General features: G+C 37.3%; 19 protein-coding genes. 11 read left to right on the top strand and 8 right to left on the bottom strand.

Annotation, left to right across the window (positions count from 1 at the left end; translation table 11 throughout):
- Positions 1–13: 13 nt before the first annotated feature.
- The 5 genes from GNP81_RS05055 to GNP81_RS05035 all read left to right on the top strand — a co-directional run bounded on the left by GNP81_RS05055 (position 14) and on the right by GNP81_RS05035 (position 5,055).
- Positions 14–1,042, top strand: a complete 1,029-nt coding sequence (locus GNP81_RS05055) for an amino acid ABC transporter substrate-binding protein (protein WP_155674554.1) — start codon at positions 14–16, stop codon at positions 1,040–1,042.
- 88 nt (positions 1,043–1,130) lie between these two features.
- Complete coding sequence (locus GNP81_RS05050; protein WP_146865615.1) at positions 1,131–2,297, top strand: amino acid ABC transporter permease; 1,167 nt, start codon at positions 1,131–1,133, stop codon at positions 2,295–2,297.
- 2 nt (positions 2,298–2,299) lie between these two features.
- A complete protein-coding gene (locus GNP81_RS05045) occupies positions 2,300–3,397 on the top strand; it encodes an amino acid ABC transporter permease (RefSeq protein ID WP_146865613.1) in 1,098 nt (365 codons plus the stop codon).
- A 27-nt stretch (positions 3,398–3,424) separates the two neighbouring features.
- Positions 3,425–4,174: an amino acid ABC transporter ATP-binding protein gene (locus GNP81_RS05040; RefSeq protein ID WP_011262110.1), complete on the top strand. Its 750-nt coding sequence runs from the start codon at positions 3,425–3,427 to the stop codon at positions 4,172–4,174.
- Positions 4,175–4,392: 218 nt separating this feature from the next.
- Positions 4,393–5,055, top strand: coding sequence for a Bax inhibitor-1/YccA family protein (locus GNP81_RS05035; RefSeq protein WP_005419742.1), 663 nt, complete (start codon positions 4,393–4,395; stop codon positions 5,053–5,055).
- A 92-nt stretch (positions 5,056–5,147) separates the two neighbouring features.
- On the opposite strand, the gene GNP81_RS05030 is transcribed toward GNP81_RS05035, so the two are convergent.
- Positions 5,148–6,173, bottom strand: coding sequence for a tetratricopeptide repeat protein (locus GNP81_RS05030; protein ID WP_155674555.1), 1,026 nt, complete (start codon positions 6,171–6,173; stop codon positions 5,148–5,150).
- Between the two features lie 239 nt (positions 6,174–6,412).
- Here GNP81_RS05030 and GNP81_RS05025 point away from each other — a divergent pair, with 239 nt between their 5' ends.
- The 3 genes from GNP81_RS05025 (at position 6,413) to GNP81_RS05015 (ending at position 10,479) form a co-directional block, all read left to right on the top strand.
- On the top strand, positions 6,413–8,770 hold the full coding sequence (locus GNP81_RS05025) for an ATP-binding protein (protein WP_155674556.1): 2,358 nt from the start codon (positions 6,413–6,415) through the stop codon (positions 8,768–8,770).
- A 1-nt stretch (position 8,771) separates the two neighbouring features.
- A complete protein-coding gene (locus GNP81_RS05020; protein ID WP_155674557.1) occupies positions 8,772–9,647 on the top strand; it encodes a mechanosensitive ion channel family protein in 876 nt (291 codons plus the stop codon).
- Between the two features lie 136 nt (positions 9,648–9,783).
- The gene (locus tag GNP81_RS05015) at positions 9,784–10,479 is read left to right on the top strand and encodes a tetratricopeptide repeat protein (RefSeq protein ID WP_065595330.1); all 696 of its coding nucleotides are present in this window, start codon (positions 9,784–9,786) and stop codon (positions 10,477–10,479) included.
- 65 nt (positions 10,480–10,544) lie between these two features.
- On the opposite strand, the gene GNP81_RS05010 is transcribed toward GNP81_RS05015, so the two are convergent.
- The 3 genes from GNP81_RS05010 to GNP81_RS05000 form a co-directional block, all read right to left on the bottom strand.
- Positions 10,545–12,017, bottom strand: coding sequence for a bifunctional NUDIX hydrolase/phosphatase PAP2 family protein (locus tag GNP81_RS05010; RefSeq protein WP_155674558.1), 1,473 nt, complete (start codon positions 12,015–12,017; stop codon positions 10,545–10,547).
- A 7-nt stretch (positions 12,018–12,024) separates the two neighbouring features.
- Positions 12,025–12,501, bottom strand: coding sequence for a GNAT family N-acetyltransferase (locus GNP81_RS05005; protein ID WP_155674656.1), 477 nt, complete (start codon positions 12,499–12,501; stop codon positions 12,025–12,027).
- A gap of 115 nt (positions 12,502–12,616) precedes the next feature.
- Positions 12,617–13,960, bottom strand: coding sequence for an outer membrane protein transport protein (locus GNP81_RS05000; protein WP_155674559.1), 1,344 nt, complete (start codon positions 13,958–13,960; stop codon positions 12,617–12,619).
- A gap of 399 nt (positions 13,961–14,359) precedes the next feature.
- On the opposite strand from GNP81_RS05000, the gene GNP81_RS04995 reads away from it, so the two are divergent.
- Positions 14,360–15,034 (top strand): phosphatase PAP2 family protein, encoded by a 675-nt coding sequence (locus GNP81_RS04995; RefSeq protein ID WP_155674657.1) that lies wholly within the window; start codon positions 14,360–14,362, stop codon positions 15,032–15,034.
- Here GNP81_RS04995 and GNP81_RS04990 read toward each other — a convergent pair.
- Entirely contained in the window at positions 15,031–15,912 is an 882-nt protein-coding gene (locus tag GNP81_RS04990) for a LysR substrate-binding domain-containing protein (RefSeq protein ID WP_155674560.1), read from the bottom strand. The genes GNP81_RS04995 and GNP81_RS04990 overlap by 4 nt on opposite strands.
- A gap of 329 nt (positions 15,913–16,241) precedes the next feature.
- Here GNP81_RS04990 and GNP81_RS04985 point away from each other — a divergent pair, with 329 nt between their 5' ends.
- Both GNP81_RS04985 and cuyB read left to right on the top strand, forming a co-directional pair.
- Positions 16,242–17,543 (top strand): anaerobic C4-dicarboxylate transporter, encoded by a 1,302-nt coding sequence (locus tag GNP81_RS04985; protein WP_155674561.1) that lies wholly within the window; start codon positions 16,242–16,244, stop codon positions 17,541–17,543.
- A gap of 41 nt (positions 17,544–17,584) precedes the next feature.
- A complete protein-coding gene (gene cuyB / locus GNP81_RS04980) occupies positions 17,585–18,295 on the top strand; it encodes a cysteate racemase (protein ID WP_155674562.1) in 711 nt (236 codons plus the stop codon).
- Here the strand turns inward: cuyB and nrfF are convergent.
- From nrfF to GNP81_RS04965, 3 genes are read right to left on the bottom strand one after another with little or no spacing between them, the layout of a single operon-like run.
- The gene (gene nrfF, locus GNP81_RS04975) at positions 18,292–18,741 is read right to left on the bottom strand and encodes a heme lyase NrfEFG subunit NrfF (protein WP_155672197.1); all 450 of its coding nucleotides are present in this window, start codon (positions 18,739–18,741) and stop codon (positions 18,292–18,294) included. The two genes, cuyB and nrfF, sit on opposite strands and share 4 nt — an antisense overlap.
- Positions 18,741–19,268: a DsbE family thiol:disulfide interchange protein gene (locus GNP81_RS04970; RefSeq protein ID WP_155672196.1), complete on the bottom strand. Its 528-nt coding sequence runs from the start codon at positions 19,266–19,268 to the stop codon at positions 18,741–18,743. Before GNP81_RS04970 ends, nrfF begins: the two co-directional genes overlap by 1 nt.
- Positions 19,265–21,151: a heme lyase CcmF/NrfE family subunit gene (locus GNP81_RS04965; protein ID WP_155674659.1), complete on the bottom strand. Its 1,887-nt coding sequence runs from the start codon at positions 21,149–21,151 to the stop codon at positions 19,265–19,267. Before GNP81_RS04965 ends, GNP81_RS04970 begins: the two co-directional genes overlap by 4 nt.
- Positions 21,152–21,206: the final 55 nt, after the last annotated feature.

Raw genomic sequence — 21,206 nt, 5'->3', positions numbered from 1 at the left:
AGGAAGAACACAGATGAAATTTAAAATAAATACACTGTTTGCTGCTATTGCTACTTCTGCAGCATTACTATCTGCTCCTGCCCTCGCTGCAAATGGAACATTAGAAAAAGTTCAGAAAAATGGATATTTACAATGTGGTGTGAGTACTGGTTTACCTGGTTTTTCAAACCCTAACTCAAAAGGTGAATGGGAAGGTATTGATGTTGAATTCTGCCAAGCCGTTGCTGCTGCCGTATTAGGTGATAAATCCAAAGTGAAATACGTACCTTTAACAGCTAAAGAACGTTTTACTGCTCTGCAATCGGGTGAAATTGATGTCCTTTCTCGTAACACAACTTGGACTTTACACCGAGACACTTCTCTAGGCTTAAATTTTGTCGGTGTAAATTACTATGATGGTCAAGGCTTCATGGTTAAGAAAGATCTTGGATTAACGAGTGCAAAAGAACTTGATGGTGCATCGGTTTGTGTTCAATCAGGTACAACGACCGAGTTAAACCTTGCTGACTATTTCCGTAATAATAATATGGAATACAAACCTGTGGTATTTGATACTGCAGCACAAACATCTAAAGGGTTTGATGCAGGACGTTGTGATGTCCTTACTACAGACCAATCCGGTCTCTATGCCCTACGCCTTAATTTAAAAGATCCTAAAACCGCTCAAGTTTTACCAGAAATCATCTCAAAAGAACCATTAGGTCCAGTAGTTCGCCAAGGTGATGATCAATGGTTCAATATTAATAAATGGGTATTGAATACTATGATTAATGCAGAGGAGTACGGCATTAGTTCTAAAAATGCTGACCAAATGCTGAAATCAAAAGATCCTAACATTAAACGTATTCTTGGTGTTGATGGTCCAAAAGGCAAAGGATTGGGAATTCGTGACGATTGGGGATATCAAGTTGTAAAACAAGTGGGCAACTATGGTGAAAGTTTTGAACGAACCGTAGGTGAAGGTTCTCCATTACAAATATCTCGAGGCGTCAATGCTCTTTGGAATGCTGGTGGCTTTATGTACGCAGCACCAATTCGTTAATCAACTCATAGTCTAATTATAAATAGAAATACAATTTATGGGGTGAACTTTCACCCCTTTTGATAAATGGATTTAAGGTTGTAGTTGTATGTCATCTAAAAATAAAAACATCTTATATAATCCAACATTTCGTGCGATTTTATTTCAAGTGATAGCCGTTGCTGCACTTGTCTTTTTCTTTTACACCATAGTTAACAATGCATTATCCAATTTAGAATCTCGTGGTATCGCAACAGGTCTTGGTTTTTTAGATCAAGAAGCGGGTTTTGGTATCGGTCTTTCTTTAGTGGAGTACGATGAAACATACAGTTATGGTCGCACTTTTGTTGTCGGATTATTAAACACCGCTCTTGTGTCTGTTCTCGGTATCTTATTTGCTACCGTTTTGGGCTTTACTATTGGTATAGCACGACTCTCAAGTAACTGGCTAGTTAGTCGATGTGCCGCAGTTTATATTGAGACCTTCCGAAATATCCCTCTTTTATTACAAATTTTCTTTTGGTATTTCGCCGTCTTACAAGCGCTTCCCTCTCCTAGGCAAAGTTTGAGTTTAGGTGAAAGTGTCTTTTTAAACGTACGTGGTTTATTTTTTCCAAGCCCTATTTTTGAAGAAGGATCGAACTTAATTAGTATCGCTGTTATTGCTGCGATTGTGTTTATTTTATTCTTATCAAAATGGGCAAAAAACAAACAACGCCTAACAGGGCAACAAACACCGGTATTACGTTACTCTCTTCTTGCTCTGCTTGGTTTACCCACCCTAGCTTATTTTATTTCTGGTATGCCAATATCTATTGAATACCCTGAATTAAAAGGATTCAACTTCCGTGGTGGTATTAGCATCATTCCGGAATTAGCGGCATTGGTCGTTGCTCTTAGTGTATATACTGCCTCTTTTATTGCTGAGATTGTTCGTTCGGGTATCAATGCAGTAAGCCATGGTCAAACAGAAGCCGCAATGGCACTTGGTTTACCAAGAAAACGTACTCTTAAATTGGTCGTTATTCCGCAAGCGATGCGAATCATCATTCCACCTCTAACTAGCCAATATTTAAATTTAACTAAAAACTCCTCCCTTGCAATGGCAATTGGTTATCCTGATCTGGTTTCTGTTTTTGCAGGAACGACATTAAACCAAACAGGGCAAGCCATTGAGATCATCACAATGACCATGGCGGTGTATCTAACACTAAGCCTATTAACCTCATTTTTGATGAATATTTACAACAGCAAAGTGGCATTGGTTGAGAGGTAATTATGAGTACACATCAATTTCAGCCAGATTTACCACCACCAGCGAATACTGTTGGTGCGGTAACTTGGCTTAAAAAACATTTATTTAATGGACCAATTAACTCCATTCTGACTCTTATTATTGCTTATCTTGCAATCGTTGGACTATGGAATGTGGTTTCTTGGGGCTTAATTAACGCAGATTGGATAGGAACAACCCGTGATGCCTGCTCTAGTGAGGGCGCTTGCTGGGTGATGATAAACGTTCGCTGGGACCAATTTATGTATGGTTTTTATCCTAGTGAGGAGTTGTGGCGTCCTCAGCTGTTTTATGGGCTATTGGCAATTTTTGTCACGTTATTAGCTTATGAACATACTCCAAAGAAATTTGCGATTTGGTTAGTTTTTGTAAATATTTTTCCTATCTTCGCAGCCTTTCTTCTTTATGGCGGTGTTTTTGGCTTACCGGTTGTAGATACTCACTTATGGGGCGGATTGCTAATAACTCTCGTGATTGCCATTGTGGGCATTGTCGTTTCTCTTCCTATTGGTGTTGCACTGGCACTTGGCAGACGTTCAGAAATGCCGATCATTCGAAGTATGTGTACGGTGTATATCGAAATCTGGCGTGGTGTCCCACTCATTACCGTGCTTTTCATGGCTTCGGTGATGCTTCCGCTATTTTTATCAGAGGGAATGGAGCTAGATAAACTCTTTAGAGCATTAATTGGTGTTGTTCTATTTAGTGCCGCTTACATGGCAGAAGTTGTCAGAGGGGGTTTACAAGCGATTCCAAAAGGCCAATACGAGGCTGCTGACGCACTTGGTTTAGGTTATTGGAAAAAGATGCGTTTAATCATTTTGCCGCAAGCTTTGAAAATTACGATCCCTTCTATTGTTAATACCTTTATCGGTCTATTTAAAGACACCAGTCTGGTTCTTATTATCGGTATGTTTGATGTGCTAGGTATTGGTCAAGCCGCAAATACCGACCCTGAATGGCTTGGGTTTTCAACAGAAAGTTATGTCTTCGTCGCTTTAGTTTTCTGGGTGTTCTGTTTCTCTATGTCGAGATACTCCATCTATTTAGAAAATAAACTTCATACAGGTCATAAGCGATAATTAACAGAATTCAAGGAAGTAACCATTATGGAAAATCAACAAGATTATATGATCCAACTAGAAGACATGAACAAATGGTATGGTCAATTTCATGTTTTAAAAAACATTAACTTAAAGGTTAAAAAAGGCGAAAAGATCGTTATTTGTGGGCCTTCTGGTTCGGGAAAATCAACGATGATCCGCTGTATTAACCGACTAGAAGAGCATCAAAGAGGACACATCTTTGTTTCTGGTACAGAATTGACAGAAGATCTAAAAAACATCGAAGCGGTAAGAAAAGAAGTTGGAATGTGTTTTCAGCACTTTAATCTCTTCCCTCATCTAACGGTGCTAGAAAACTGTACTCTCGCTCCTATTTGGGTGAAGAAAATGCCTAAAGCAGAGGCTGAAGCTTTAGCAATGCAATATCTTGAACGTGTAAAGATCCCTGATCAAGCAGATAAATATCCAGGACAACTTTCTGGAGGACAACAACAACGTGTAGCTATCGCCCGGTCGTTATGCATGAATCCACAAGTGATGCTGTTCGATGAACCAACATCAGCACTTGACCCTGAAATGGTTCGAGAAGTATTGGATGTAATGGTTGAGCTGGCAAGTGAAGGGATGACAATGCTGTGTGTTACACACGAGATGGGCTTTGCTAAAGAAGTGGCAGATAGAGTGATATTTATGGATGCAGGTGAGATCATAGAAGAGAACAACCCTGTCGATTTCTTTGAAAACCCACAATCGGATCGAACTCAATTGTTCTTAAGTCAGATCTTGCATCATTAACTTTCAAACGCTAAACCCTCAAGTTAAAGCAGTGATCGTTTGATTACTGCTTTTTGTTACAGATGCTTACAAACTACATCTGCTAAGTTAATGTACTGATGTAAAATGGTTTCCAGCTCAATTAATTCAAACCGAAAGTCAATTCTATCTTGATTTTTGGAACTATAAGCGCCATAACTGTCTATATAATTATGTCAGTACATTCCAAGGGGAATACGATGAATAATCAAATGTTCAGCCAAACTCATACACAAGAGTCGGCTCTACAAACTAACAAAGTATTACGTAATACTTATTTCTTATTATCAATGACACTACTTTGGTCTGCGGTAGTTGCTGGTGTTTCAATGGCAATGAACCTACCTCGCCCGGGTATTATCATCATGCTTGTTGGCTTCTACGGCTTACTTTTCTTAACGGAAAAGAACCGTAACAACAACATGGGTCTTGTTTTTACATTCTTATTTACAGGCTTCTTAGGCTACACCATTGGTCCAATCCTTAACATGTACATTGGTGCAGGTATGGGTGATGTGATCTTAACTGCACTTGGTGGTACTGCGCTTTCTTTCATGGCAGCATCAGCTTATGCACTAACAACTAAGCGTGACCTATCGTTCCTTAACGGTGTGTTATTGGCTGGTTTTGTTGTTCTATTAATTGGTATGGTAGCGAACATCTTCCTACAAATGCCTTTATTACACCTAGCTATGAGCGGTATGTTTATCCTGTTCTCAACGGGTGCAATCTTGCTAACAACACAATCAATCATTCGTGGTGGTGAAACAAACTACATCTCAGCAACGATTACGTTGTATGTTTCTATCTACAATATCTTCATCAGCCTACTAAGCATTCTTGGTATCATGCGTGATGATTAATCGATAATATCGAATAAAAAAAATGCCAGTCAATTGACTGGCATTTTTGTATCTATAGTTTCTATTATTGTATCAATCACAGTAACTAGGTATTAATTCACATACATCGCACATTCATCATCAATATCTTCTGGTGGGAAATAGTTTTCTCTCACGTAGAATTTATTTAGTAACTTAATCACTGAATGTTTCTTTACTGGTTTTTCTTCCATCAAACCATGTAGTTTTCTCGCTACATTTTGAATGCTTAATAAGTTCTCTAAAGGCAGTATTGCTTCTAGTTCATTCTTTAAATCATGTGCATCTTCATTATGGTTCGCTACCGCTAAATAAGCCCAAATATAAGCAACTGCGTTATGCGATGAAGATACCTTTTGGTTATATTGAGCTGCTCTGTATTGTGATTCAGGCGCTTTAAGCTCACCACCACGTTCTGCCCAATAAATTGCCTTATAAACGTTTTTCTGCGTCCCTATTCCATGGTAATAACAAGAGCTTACTGTTGTCATTGCCTTAGGATCGTCTTGATAAGCCGCTTTTAACATCCAATAAAACCCTTCAGGATGTCCATCTTGTTGCTTTTGATACCATTGCGCCAAAAACAGCTGAGACTCTAAATGATTTTGCAGTGCCAACTTTGTAATTGTTTTCGTCCCAAGATCTATATCTTTCTCACACCCAGAGCCTGTGAGGTACAACTTACCTAAAGTTAAAGATGCACTGATATCACCCTGACTATCACCGAGTCTAGCTGCCCAATAATCAGATTTTTCTGTTGCTTCAGGATCATCATAATTATCATCATATAAACGCACTAGAGCATAAAATGCTTGTTGGCTATTTTGTTCTGCTGCTTTTAAGTACCACTTAATCGCTCCATTTTGGTCAACCAATTCAAGATCAGCACCTAGAGCTAATTGAGCAGTAATATTTCCATTTTTCGCTCGTTGAATTTTGTCCTTTTTATCCGCTTCGTCATCAAACGGAACAACGGGAGATTTATGACTACTTTGTTGATTTTGTCGAATCGTTAACTTTTTTTTCTTTTCTGTAGTTTGGAAGTGCAAAACCATCAAAACGAGGCACACAACACTACCGAAAAATAAGAACCAATACATATCTATATCATCGAAAAAGGAATACGTTTTTTTGAGGCCTTATTCTAATGATTTTTGTTCTGAATGAGAACGAATACCTGTCGACAAAGTGGTAATTAAGGCGACTTTTTACAAAAAAATGCGACAAATTTAAATAAACAAAACATATTCGTTTTTTATTCAATATTCCTAGCTTTGTGACTGGTTTTTTTCAATAAGTTAGCTAAGGTATAATTAAAATTATTATTTATTTGGTTAGTATGAAAGAACTCTATCGTTACGTTTTATTTACTTTTTTGTTGATATTCTCACAACCCAGCTTTGCCAATTGGGGATTAACAGATGATCAACCAATAGAGATTAGCGCTCAAGCAAAGAGCATTGAGGCGGATATCCGTGCGCTTCCAGAACAGCATTTTTTTTCCAATAACGATTACGCTCAAGTAAAACGTCTGCTTTCCACTACTATTTTGCAGCAAAAAAAGCATGCTACGAGTCTGAAAGAGGCGTTAACTGCTTATCGAAATGACAGCAGTAATGAAAACTGGATAGCTGTAGAAAACGTTCACCAATCTCTTAGTTCACTAAATCTAAGTAAAGAGCAATTGCTTAAACTAACGGATACCACAACACGAGAGCAATTAACGGGTTTTGGCCCTTATGGCGTAACTCAATTTTATTCTGAATTGTCGATTACCCAACTTAATATTGAATACTACCTCCATTACCAAATTCGCAGCTTTAAAAGCTTATTAAAAGATTTAACTATTTCACCAGTCCCTATTATTAGTGTCATTTTCAAAGTTCTCTGTGTGTTCTTTATTTTTAGTTGGTGGATGAAAAACAGCACTCGACTTATTAATGATTTCAAAACATCAAAACTAGAAAATACTACAAATAAACCGAATTTCTTTATCAGAACAATTTGGTATTTAACTCGTGCACATAAAGCCATTGCTTGGTTATTATTAATCACGGTAACGTTACGAATTGTATCTACATTACCGAGCTTACAGCATTTAATATTCTTAGAAATATTCACTTGGTGGATTTTAGGTGGTTCGATTGCCGTCAGCCTTATTCTTGAATTTATTTATCGTAATAGTAAGCACAATAAAAAAGAGATTATCGCTTTGCGACTCTCAACCATTCGTCATTATGTTTGGGGGATAATTGTTGCTGGTGTTATTTTGCAAATATCATCACGCACATTAGGACAAGGAACTATCTATGCGTGGATAAATTCTCTGGTTTATTTATTTTTTGTACTTCTTACTATTCATACATTAAGAAAATGGAAACCTACGGTTTTCGAAAGAATCGAACGTGTCGAACCTGTTCCAATATCAATCCAATGGGCAATACGAAATAAAAATACCTTTTTAATCTCAATTGCTGCTACCGCTTGTGGTGCTGCTTGGTTATCTTGGCGTGCACTTCAACATTCGATCATTGCTTTATTATCGCAATATGCCGCTTTTAGCCACGCTCTCGCTTATCTATTTAGAATTGAAGTTGCTAAACAAACCGAAGTAGCACGTGAACAATCTAATCTTGTTCGCGTTAAAGGTACGGCTGCTTTTGATTACATTGCTCCTGGTTCTGAGGATTCAGAACTTATTGAAGATTATGCTAAAGATGAAATGTCTGCTCTTTCACGTTATCTATTAACCGAAAGCCCTGCTGTATGTGTACTATCTGGTGAACGTGGTGTAGGTACGACTACCCTTCTTAATCGTATTTTAAATAAAGTAAAAAATGCTACACCGATTTATATTAATTGCCCATACGATGGCTACTCTGCTTTACTTCCTGAGCTGGCAAAACAATTAGGGCTAGATGAAGAATCAAGTGAGCGTGATATTCTTCAATACCTACGTAATAGCGATACATGTTATCTGCTTGCATTTGATAGTGCGCAACGGTTAGTAAAACCTAAAGTAAATGGTTTAGCCGATTTAATGAAATTGACTAATTTATTACGCCGAGCTCGCAAAAGTCACCGAGTGGTACTGGCCATTGAAAAATCGTGTTGGCGCTTTATTGATCGTGCTCGCGGTGAACGATTACTATTTGATTTAGTGACTTTTATGCCTAAATGGGATGAAAAACAAATTGGCCAATTATTAGAATCTCGAATTACGTTATCTGAAAACCAACCAACAATTTCATTTGATGGTTTAGTACTACCAAGACAGTGGGATGAAGAGAATTTAACCGAAGAAGAGCGAGCTAGAAATGGATTCTATCGTATTCTTTGGGACTACTCTGATGGGAATCCTACTGTTGCACTACGCTTCTTTAGATTATCACTTCACCGTGATAAAGACACTGATACGATATTGGTTCGCTTATTTAGAGCACCACACTCTGATGATTTAGAAACCATGCCAAAACCCATGTTGGCAGTGCTTAGATCAATTGTACAATTGGAGGTCGCCTCTCCTGCTGATGTATGTGATTGTAGCCGCTTAAGTATGGCTGAAGTTATCAGTACGCTTCGTTATTTCCAAAGTCGTGGCTACATTGAATGGAGTGATGATAAGGCAAGGATCTCCGATCACTGGTTCCGTCACATTACTAATGTTCTTCATCGTCAACATTTATTGGTGAAATAATATGCTTCGTATTTTTATATTTTTTATAACGCTCGGATTTGGTTCGCTTGCTTTTGCAGAAGAAGCACAATCCATCGACAACTTACAGCAGTTCGCTAGTCTAATTCGTTGGAGCGGAGTTGCTTTCTCATTTGTTATTGTCTTTGTTGCTTGGCTACTATTACGTTTTACCCAATCCATTGTAGATGGAATAAGTAGTCAATTTGCTCAGCGTCGAATGTTGATGCAAAAACTGCAATCTTTCTTTCAATTCTTCATTTATATGTCAACGGGTATGGCTGTTTTCATGTTGAGTTTCCGCGTTGATGAGCGTGTGTTAGCACTGATTGGTGGTACAATTGCAGTCTCTGTTGGCTTCGCTCTAAAAGACTTAACGGCATCATTCATCGCTGGATTGACAGTCATGATTGATCGCCCTTTCCAAGTAGGTGATCGTGTAACATTTGAAGGAAATTATGGGGACATTATCGCTATCGGTTTACGTTCTGTTCGAATGCAAACCCTAAACGATGACATTATTACTATCCCTAACAACAAATTCTTAAATGAAGTTGCCGTAAGTGGTAACTATGGTGCGTTAGATATGCAAGTTGTCATTCCATTTTATATTGGTATGGACCAAGACATTAATACCGCAAGAGACATCATTCAAGAGGCTGCCTCTTCTAGCCGTTATATCCACTTACCTAAGCCTGTAGTTGTACTGGTAAAGCAAACCATTACAGATAATTATTTAGCCATTCAATTAACTTGTAAGGCTTATGTGGTAGACATTAAGTTTGAAAAGCTGTTTGAAACGGATATCACCTTACGTGTTATGCAAGAATTCAGAAAATCAGACATATTCCCACCAGCCATTGCCATTCAAAACAAATAGTTCCTCTATCAAAGGTAGTATGATGAACCATGCTACCTCTCTTTTCTCTCTTGACTAATTAACTTATCGCTCGCCGTACTGTGCTTTTATTGCTAACATACAAACAATAATATTTTGTTAACTCGTTGGTTATGTAATGAAAATACTTTTAAAATCGTTAGTTATATCTGCTTCATTATGCTCACCTTTTGTTCTAGCTAACAGTGAAGCTCATAGTGATTATCTAAAAGGCACGGCTTACTTAAATCAAGATAACTATAAAGAAGCAATTACTTGGCTAACCAGTGCTGCTAATAATGGTTCTATTGAAGCCCAAAACAAAATTGGAACTATTTATGCGAAAGGGATCGGTACTGAAGCAAACACACAGCTTGCTACCCAGTATTTTTTGAAAGCCGCAGCAAACCAAAGCTCTATGGCTTACTATAACCTTGGAAAGATCTACGAATCTGAAGAAAAGTATTCAACATCGATTGATTGGTATAACAAAGCAATTGAAGAAAACAACAGTAATGCAATGAATAACCTTGCAGACTTATATCTTCATGGGAAAGGGCTTGTTCAAAATACTCACCAAGCAGAGTTACTATATATTCAAGCTGCTGAATTAGGTAATGCAACAGCGATGCGAAATCTTGGTTTCTTATACACGAACAATAAAGAAATTAAACAAGACATGAGCAAAGCGTATTTTTGGTTTAACCTTGCTGCTGAAAAAAACTTCCCAGATGCAGATAAGTACCGTGACTATACCGGGAAAAAGCTAAGTAAAAATAAACGCATTAAAGTTCAAAATGAAGCACTTGAATGGTTAGAACAGCATAACAGCTAATTTATAACCATAAGATAAGCAGACAAACAAAGCCACATCAGTGATTCACTGGTGTGGCCTTTTAATTATCGTTTAACGATCTTATTTTCTATTACCTTAGGTAGCCATGCGGCATAAACGAAAAGCCCACAAATAACAGTGAAATTACCGATAGTTCTGATTACCAATACATTTATGCTACTCGCTTCAACTTGCGTTAGTAAATAACTCACACCATATCTAGCAAGCATTACACTTGATACAATCGTTATAAGAGCGATTAATTTTACTTTTTCATCCGTAATAACTTTAGGCTTAGAGCACATAATTGCAGCAACGACACCCCAGCATATTGCAGCTGCATATAGGTAGTTAACATACGCCATAACAAACGCGATACCACTAATAACCACACTTAGCAGTAACCAAAAATGTAAACCCCCAATCACTTTGTATAATAAATCACCATGTTTTTTCTGCATATTTGAAAAATGATAGAAAACCATTCCTCCCAAACACAAACCAACAATCGCATCAGATACAAAATGAACACCGAGCCAAACTCGAGCAATTGATTGCCCTATAACAAGAATAATAAAAATGCAGGCATAACGTTTTAAGGTTTTTTCTGGTAAAGATAATCTTTTTAAAATTAAATAAAAGGTTCCGTAGATTACAACAGATAACATACTGTGCATGCTTGGCATACCAAAACCAACGGCTTCTGTTAATTGCAATTGTGGTATATATACAAAAGGACGAGGTAAACCTAAACCTTGCTTTGCCAACCCTGTCAAAACTATCGATAAAATCATTCCAAACAATAAGGTTAAAGCCGAATTTCGACCAAAATAAACCAAAGCAATAATAACGAAAAAGTAAAAGAAGCCTTCTTTACCGGTTTCGTTAATTAAAGTAAAAATAGTTTTAACACTTAATGTAACAACTTGAGGTAATTGATCTATTTTCGCACGAAGTGACGAAAGTAACTCTAATTCAAACTGATGAACTTTAGGAGCTTGATCTACAAGATTAGTTACCCACAATATTTTATTTTCTGCGCTTGTTGTATCTAAAGACCATTGTTGTAATAACGATAATTGTCCCGGATAACGATATTTATTTTCAGGGATCTTATACACTTCACTTAAATAAACCGCCTCGGTTTCTATGCCATAATGAGGAGCAAACCATGAAGGAATACGAAACAAACCATTAATGGTTTCTAAATCAAACGCAACAATATCCGATTCACTTACACAACGAAATATAGCCGCTGTATCATCTTCAACAAGTAGTTCCTTAGCAGTAACAACTAATCCCGTTTCTTCCCATACTTCTCTTTCCGCTGCCTCTTGAGGTGTTTCACCTCGATCTTTATCAATGGTTCCACCTGGCAGTGATAATTTACCCGTGATTAATTCTTCAACTAAAACAATATGGCTACCATCACCAATAACGCACACAGCGCCCTTAGGCTGTACAATATTCGCTGATGCGCTATGCATTGAAAATAGAGATAAAATAAATACAAATATGTTAAATAGTGGCATTTTCATTCTTAAATTACCTATTCAATGGCTTGCGTAAATAATGAATATGATCATGCAATCCTTGTTTATTATAGAATTCCAATGCCCCTTTATTAAAATCCCACACTTCTACAAAAATCTCTTTTACGCCATAATCTTTTAATTCTTGTTCTATTCGCATCATTAATTGCTCAGCGACACCTTCGCGTCGATATTCTTTTTCAATATATAATTCATCTATTGTTGCCATCATTACTGGTTTACTCACCGTTGAAATTAATTCGCAAAAATGACCAGTAATAAACCCAATAATAACGTCATTCATTTCCGCCACATACACCATACATTCAGGATCATCTAAATATCGAGCGATACTTTTCTCTTCTTCAATTTCAGAAGCAGTTTTGAATAAATCTGGACATTGTTGGTGGTGTTCATCGTGCAATTTATACATCAGTGAATTTAAACAATAGAGATCAGTCTCTTTTGCTCGACGGATAACTGGAGCCATGTAAATACCAAATAAGAAATGAGGCTTAATTAGAGCATGTTTACTAAACAAAAAAAAGACTCTGAATAATCAGAGCCTTGAATCATTGAGGTGCATAGCAATTTTATGAGTTATTTTAGAAACTATGACTCAATTGAATAGCGGCTAAAATAGCATCCGCGTGTGTAGTTGCTGTAACTGCAGGCGCTGGAAGTGATTCTTCTACAAATTCATGAACTTCAACATCTTTGCCAATTAAATAAGTGAAACCAAAATCAATGGCTGTATTTGAGCTCCAATTATATGTAAAGCCTGCAGAGAACCATTGACGATCTGAATCAGGAATCGAAATAGATGTTAGCTCATTAACAGGTGATTGATCGTACATATAACCCGTACGTAAAATCCATTTGTTATTTAGGTAATGAGTAGCGCCGATAGAATAGTGGTAAGAGTCTTTCCAGTTATATTCTTTGACGGTTGCACTTTCTGTTTCAATAGTATCGAATGCAGACCAACCTACCCATTGAATGCTGTAGTGAATTGCCGTTTTATCCGTAATCATATGAAAGCCTGAAAACTCAGCGATATCCGGTAACGGTAAATATACAGCATCATAACTTTGCTTCATAAAAGATACATCGCCTTCAGCCTCTATCTCTGGGCTATATTTATAGCTTAAACCAAAACGGTTACCTTCATTAACTTCGTATACCATACCAATATTAGCGCCAAGGCCAACACCCGTAGCTTGAATATCAACAGCGGTTGTTTTCCCATTTATGGTAAGTGATGGATCTTTTGAATCAGGTATACCTGAAATATCAACATTAACCGTTACATCACCATCTGCATCTCGATATAAATCCCCCATACCATAAATAACATCAATACCACCACCAAAACTAAGGTGCTCATTTACTCGATAAGCTAAGCTTAATCCTAAATTCATACTCTGAACTTTGGTTGTTCCACCAAAAATTGGAGCTTGATAATCTGATTCAAACTCTGTTCCTGTACCAAAATTAGAATACGCAGCAACACCAACAGCAAACTTCTCGTTGATTGGGTGAATATAATAAAAATTTGGAACCACAGCTGTTGGCGCAATACCATCAACATCTGCGACATCAATAGAATCATAACCAACACCTGCTGAATCAAAAGATTTATTACCTGTCAAAGGGTTATACTTAACATTAAGTGTCCCATTTGGGCGGTTATAAGTACCATTTCTAACGGTAACATCAGGCTTTACAACTGTCATACCTACAGAGATTGCATCTTTATCAAACATCATCATTGCTGCCGCATTTCGGCTTAACACTGATGCGTTATCTGCAATAACGGCTTCACCAGCAAACGCTCGACCTAATCCAGTAGCTGAGTGTTCATTAACTTGAAATCCTGCAGCCATCGTTGCGGAACTAATAAATAAAGTACTTGTTGCAAGCAGCGTACGCGAAAATGTTGTATTCATGATTATGTTATATCCACTTTGAACAAATCAAACCGAACTTTATTTAAAAGAAAATGTCTGAGATTTGCTGTGTTATTTTTTAGGAAAAAAAGTGTAACAGCATGTATAGCGTCAGAAATCTGACCAGTGTTTTTTTGACGGTTATTTAAAGGAGCTCTGACAATGGTTAATAAATTTGAGAATTTATGTAACTAATAAAAGAGAGATAAATCACTGACTTTGTTATCAAATAGAGCGAATACTCTATTAAACCACCTTTTTATTACTTTAGCTTGACTTGCCTAGGCCTCAGGAAGTTACACTACTCCCACTCATTTACTCTATGATTTCATTATGACTTTTTCATTTTCGCCTAAAACCAGAATTTACGAACTCATTGCTCTAGGTTTCTTTTCATTAATGATGATTTGCGTTTTATTATTAACACCAAAACCTGACTTATTTGAACCATTATCAACAAATGTAAATGCACTACTCAATTTTTTAAGTAACTCTGCAGGAAATCCATTTTTTCTTGTCACAACCTCGTTGCTTTGTCTTATTCCTATTTTTAAACGTTTCCCTATAAAAAGACTTGCCTCTCTTTATGTACAATTTGCTTTATTGCTTATTTTGAGTTTTGCCCTTAAAACAGGATTAAAATCGGCAACGGAAGTACCCCGTCCATATAGCTATGCATTAGCAGAAGTCGGATTAGTCGATAATGCAGCCAGTTTTTATCAATTAGAGCCAACACTTAAAGATGAATTGATTGAACGTATCGCTTCAAAGGTAAGCCCAGCTAGAATTGAACAATGGCACGGCGAAACAAACTATGCGTTTCCATCTGGTCATACGATCTTCGTTGCTATCTGTATTTTGTTTTGGGGTGGTTTTTTACTGAGGAATAATCATTACATCACAGCTGGTGTATTACTTACATGGGGTGTTGGTGTAGGGTTCAGTCGTATTTGGCTTGGAATGCATTGGCCAACAGATTTAATGGCTTCAACTGTCTTAGCTTCATTACTCATATTTTGCGTACCAAATATTAATTTTGAAAATAATCATCCAGTAAGTAATACCGTAAATTAAGCATTTAAATTACATAAGATACTCCATACCTTCTCGCCAGCAGGATGTAATCTTGCTTGATAGCGATATGCATAGTATTCAATGGGAAGTCGCAGTGATTGCTCGCCAATTATTGCGACTTTTTTCTGTGCTAACTCTTCTTGAATACTGTAAGCAGGCAGCCAAGCGATACCTTGCTTATTTAGTACCAACACCTTCAGCATATCAGTCATAGATGAAGAAAAAATAGGCATTAAGTTCACTTGATCCCTTACGATCTCGACCTGCCTTCCCATGTAAGATGTTGAACTATAAGTTAACCAAGGAACTGCCTCTTGAGGTATAAAATCATAAATAGGTTTCCCCATTTCATCACATGCACTCACAGGTAACAGCTCTGTTTTAGCAATAAGCTGAGACTGATAAGGTGGCAAACGTAAAATATCGTCATCAAACGCTAATAATATGTCACATGCCCCCTCTCTTAACTCTTTTGTTGCTTCGTCTACATCAATAGCTTCAACACTTAAAATCGGTTTATAGTCACCCTCATTAAACGCTTGCTGTATCTTAGGTATTAAACTAGTTGCTAGCGAGTGTGCCGCTGCAACTTGAACAACATTGCCACCTAATTGAGATAAATCTGATATTTGACTTATCCCTGCCTCAATCTGATTAACCAAGGTTCTTGCAGTTATTCGGAATAATTTTCCACTTGGTGTTAGCTCTATTGGTTTGCTCTTTCTATCAACTAGTTCAGCACCAACTGTATCTTCTAATAGACGAATTCTTCGACTGAATGCAGGTTGAGTGACATTTCTTAATTCAGCCGCTTGTGAGAAGTTTTTCACTTTTGCTAGCACTAAAAAATCTTCTAACCATTTACTTTCTACATTCATTTCAACCTCACCCAGGCATCCTATTTGAGATAGTTATCACTATTCCGAAACTGCATTATCACCGTTATTAAAAATTTTTTATGTCGATAAACTCTAAATATTCGCTTTAATTTTTAAGTTATCTACCTTTTATGTTTAAAAAAACATCAAAAAAGTAGTTTACCGAGATCAAGTTCAACTCTTTTATCATTTAACTATGCCGATTTGGCATGATGAAACAATTCTTAGCATTTAACAAAACTCATCCTGGCTGACATGATTTATTTAGCTTATCCATCGCAAGATGAATTAAAAAAAATCAAACAGTTAAAAATAAAATAGGATGTTTTATGTCGGTAATAATCGAAATATCGGTGGTATTAATTTGTATATATTGGGGCCTAAAAATGGGTGGCTTAGGCGTTGGACTTGCCGGCGGTTTTGGACTTGCGGTGTTAACCCTTGGGTTAGGTCTTGAACCTAGCGCACCCGCAATTGATGTCATTTTAATTATTATGTCTGTAGTTACGGCAGCATCAACCATGCAAGCTGCTGGTGGCATGGAATGGCTTGTGCATCATGCCGGTAACTTAATGCGTCGACATCCCAAATACATAAATGTATTAGCTCCAATCATAACTTGGTGTATGACAATTATGGCGGGCACAGGGTATACGGTTTTTTCAACTCTTCCTGTTATTTCTGAAGTAGCAAAAGAGATTGGTGAAAGACCATCAAGACCTTTATCTGCCGCCGTTGTTGCTTCTCAAGTTGCTATCTCAGGATCTCCTATCTCTGCGGCTATGGCGGCTATGATTTCAATAATGGAGCCAGCAGGAGTCAGCTTCTTACAAATCATGGCGATTTGTCTACCGGCCTCTTTTATTGCAGCGATGGTTGCGGCGTTTGTTGCCTCTCGCCAAGGATGTGAATTAAAAGATGATGAGGTTTATCAGCAAATTCAAAAAGAAGATAAACAACAAGTTACATCAATAGCCAAAGAAATTGATCCTAAAGCTAAATATTCTGTTTTTCTTTTTGGACTAGCAACTTGTGCCATTGTTCTTTATGCCGCTATTCCATCGCTACGACCGGCTTTTCCAAGTGGCGATATCATGACGACACGGGACATCATTATTGTCAGTATGTTTGCCGCAGCATGTTTAATGGTTCCTATGTGTAACATTCACCCAGATCGTATTATTAAAACCACTACATTCCGATCTGGCATGAGTTCTGTGGCGGTTATTTTAGGTATTGTAACAATGGGCTCAACCGTTGTTAATGCTCACCTTCCTGAGATTAAAGAATTTGCAGGCTCTCTACTTAACTCTTATCCAATGTTGCTATCACTTGTGCTTTTTGGAACCTGCACATTATTAATGTCACAAGGTGCAACTACCCCATTAATCGTTCCTTTAGCGCTGAGTTTAAACGTTCCACACTGGGCAATCTTAGCTTCATTTGTTGCAGTAACAGGCGTTTTTGTTCTACCTACCTATCCAACTTCTCTTGCTGCTATTGAATTTGATTCAACAGGCTCAACACGAATGGGTAAAAACATCTTTGATCATCCATTTATGCTACCAGGTCTAACTGGCGTCATTGTTGCCATTGGTTTTGGCTTCTTACTCGCTCCAGCTGTGCTTTAACACTCACTACAACGCATATTCATTTTAAAGGAGTAAATATTATGAACAAGAAATTAGGCATATTAGGTGGTATGGGGCCTTTAGCAACGGTTGAGTTTATGTTGAAAATTATCAGCCAAACCCCTGCTCATAATGACCAAGAACATATACCAATGGTGGTCAGTAGTGTTCCACAAATTCCAGACAGAACGGCTTTTATTATGGGACATGGGCAAGATCCTTACCCTGAATTAAAACACAGCTTTGAGCAACTTGAACAATCAGGGGCTGAGTGTATTGTTATCCCTTGTAACACTGCTCATTACTGGTATCCACAACTTAGTGCTACTAGCCATGTGCATACAATCAGTATCATCGATAGTGTTGTTCAAGAAGCGCAAATTCGTCGATATAAGAGTGTTGGTTTATTAGCGACAACGGCGACAATGAAAGCAAGAATGTATCAACAAAAGCTTAATCAATATGATATTGATGTTATTGAAACTGATGAAGCTCAGCAACGTGATGTCATGCAGGGTATTTATGAGGTAAAAGCAGGTAATGTAGAAAAAGGAAAAGCATTAATGCTACCGGTATTTAAATCAATGCTAACTCAAGGCGCAGAGGCGGTTATTTTTGGCTGTACTGAAATACCCGTTGCCCTTGCAGAACAAAATCTCAAGCAACCACAGCAATGTTTAGATTCTCTTGAGATCTTGGCGAAATGTTGTGTTGATTGGTCTTATGAAGAGCAAACTGCTTTAGCAAGTTAACGATTTTTTCTTACTGAATTTACCGCCATGATGCTAAAAATAATAAGTAACAATAATGGTAATAACCAAAGTACGTATGTTTTAGCATTTAATGGCGGTTCATATAATACAAAGTCACCAAATCGATGCGTCATAAAAGCAATGACTTCTTCTTCACTTTTCCCGGCTTTGAGCTGTTTATATACGGTTAACCGTAAATCTTTCGCTATTGGTGAATTCGATTCTATTAAGTTTTGATTTTGGCATTGTGGACACCGTAAACGCTTTGCAAGTTCAATCGCTTGCTTTTGTTGAGCTTGAGAATCAAACTCAAACAACTCAACACTTTCAATCGTCTCTTTATCCGCAGAAACGAATAAACCATTGCTACTATCTAATGCGGCATTGGCTGAAAACACACCCAATAAGCAGAGCAAATACAACAATGATTTAAAAGAATGCTTCATTATTTTTCCTCAAAAAAACCAGCAAATTCACGTTGCCACTTTTCTTCATTCAACGCGCCTGTAAATCGATGTAATATTTTACCCTGTTGATTAATCAAAAACGTCGTAGGCGTACCATAAACACCCAAGTCCATTGCTAAAATTCCTTGAGGATCATAAATAACTGACTGATACGGATTACCAGTTTGCTCTAATACATGTTTAGCTGCACTTCTATCATCACGATAATCTAAACCTATGATAGGAATTCCTCGGTCTTTTAATTGATGTAAGAATTGATGCTCTGTTTTGCATATCCCACACCAGGCCGCCCAGACATTAAGTAAAGTAAGTGGTTCATTATAAAAATGAGCTTCTGTTACATACGTAGAAGCTTCTGTTACATCTGATAATTTAAAAGCAGGAACCATTTCCCCTATCATTGCCGTAGAGCCTGAGGATTCCTTGGTTTCTAAACCACTTAATAAAACAAAAAAAACCACAATACACAAAATGATAGCAGTGAAAACCTTAGCTATTTGTTTCATGCTGTTTTTCTCTTTCTTTTCATCATCGCTACTAACCCACCAATACACATTAATATCGAACCAAACCAAATCCACCGAACATACGCTTTATATTGAAGTCGCAACGCAAAACTTCCATCTTTCAGCTTCTCACCCAGTGTAACGTATATATCACCGTGCCAAAACCAATGCATTGCCGGTTCACTCATGTTCATAACTCGTACTTGATAATGACGCCGTTGAGGATAAACATTCGCTATCTCTTTATCGTTATCATAAATGACTAAATTCGCTTGCTCGGCGGTATAATTAGAAGCAACTAACAACTCAGTCTCTTTATAATAAATGTCATAATTCGCTAGCTTTGCACTCATTCCCGGTTCCATTTTGGCACTGCTTTCAAAGGAATGATAACTGTTCATCGCAGCACCAATCATAACAATAGCTACGCCAATATGTGCTATCGCCATGCTTAGATTTTTACCAGTGGACAGCTTTATTCCCCATACAGATCCAATAATAACGGCGATAGAGAGAATCCATACGGCAAGTGGAATAACATAAATGCGATGATATTGAAGTTTATAAATGAGTAAGCCGCTAATTACTGCGATACTTACTAAAATAATTGCATTTTTTACCGTCGCAACTTCTGTTTTCTTACCCCACTGAACAAAAATAGACAGCGTCATCATACATAGTGCGACAAGTGCCATTGGAACAAAAAGTAAATTAAAATATGGAGCACCTACCGATATATTTCCTAATCCTAAAATCTGGAAAATCATAGGATAAAATGTACCAAGTAATACGGTAATTGTCGCAATAGTAAATAAGCCACAAAGGACTAGAAACATAAAGTCACGGCTGATAAATTGACGAATAGGCTCACTCTGAATCTGTTTACTCTTTAATGAATAAAGACCAAAAGAAAATAACATAGCAATAAACAAAATCAGTAATAATATGATGCCTCTTGTTGGATCTACTGCAAACGCATGAACGGATGTTAATACACCAGAACGAACAACAAAAGTACCCAAAATACTTAAGCAGAATGTAACTAACGCTAAAATAAGTGATGTTTTTAGCAACAGTTTTTTCTTATGGCTGGCAATTAATGAATGCAACAATGCGGTAGACGTTAACCAAGGCAACAAAGAAGCATTTTCTACTGGGTCCCAAAACCACCATCCACCCCAACCTAGCTCATAATAGGCCCACCATGAGCCAAGACTGATCCCAGCAGTAAGCAATGACCAAGCAAGCAATGTCCAATTTCTGGCATAACCGACCCATTCAGATGGCACTTTTTTCATCATTAATGCAGCGAGTGCAAATGAAAATGTAGCGGCAAAACCAACATAACCGAGATATAACAATGGGGGATGAAATATCAATCCAATATCTTGCAACATTGGATTCAAATCTCGTCCTTCTAAAGGCGTATTTGCATAAATAATAAAAGGATTAGATGCAAATAACGTAAATGCTGAGAAGATAACAATTAATCCATTTAATACTAAAAGAACACGTACTAAATAAGATTGTTCAATGCTTTTTCTTTTTAATGTAATTAAACCAGCCCATAAGGTTAGTGTTAATACCCAAAATAACAATGAACCTTCATGCCCTCCCCAAATCGCAGCAATTTTAAAAAAGACAGGCAGTGCCGAATTAGAATGTTCGGCAATATATCGAATAGAAAAGTCATCAATATAAAACCCATAACCTAAAGCGGATATTGATAAAATACAGAAAAGAGTCGTTAACAATGAAAGTGGGAAAATAGATACGGCCCAATTGTCTTCATTTCTAATAATACCGTAACTTGCACTCACACAAGCAACAGCAGACAACACCATAGTGGTTATTAACCAAAATTGACCAATTTCAGCAATCATATTGCTCCATACATTTTTCACATAAAAGCCATGCTTATACTCATAATAAATATAA

It is taken from the genome of Aliivibrio fischeri, from assembly GCF_009727955.1.
GTDB lineage: Bacteria > Pseudomonadota > Gammaproteobacteria > Enterobacterales > Vibrionaceae > Aliivibrio > Aliivibrio fischeri_A.
Note: the sequence above shows the minus strand (reverse complement) of the source record. Positions and strands in the feature narration are given on the sequence as shown.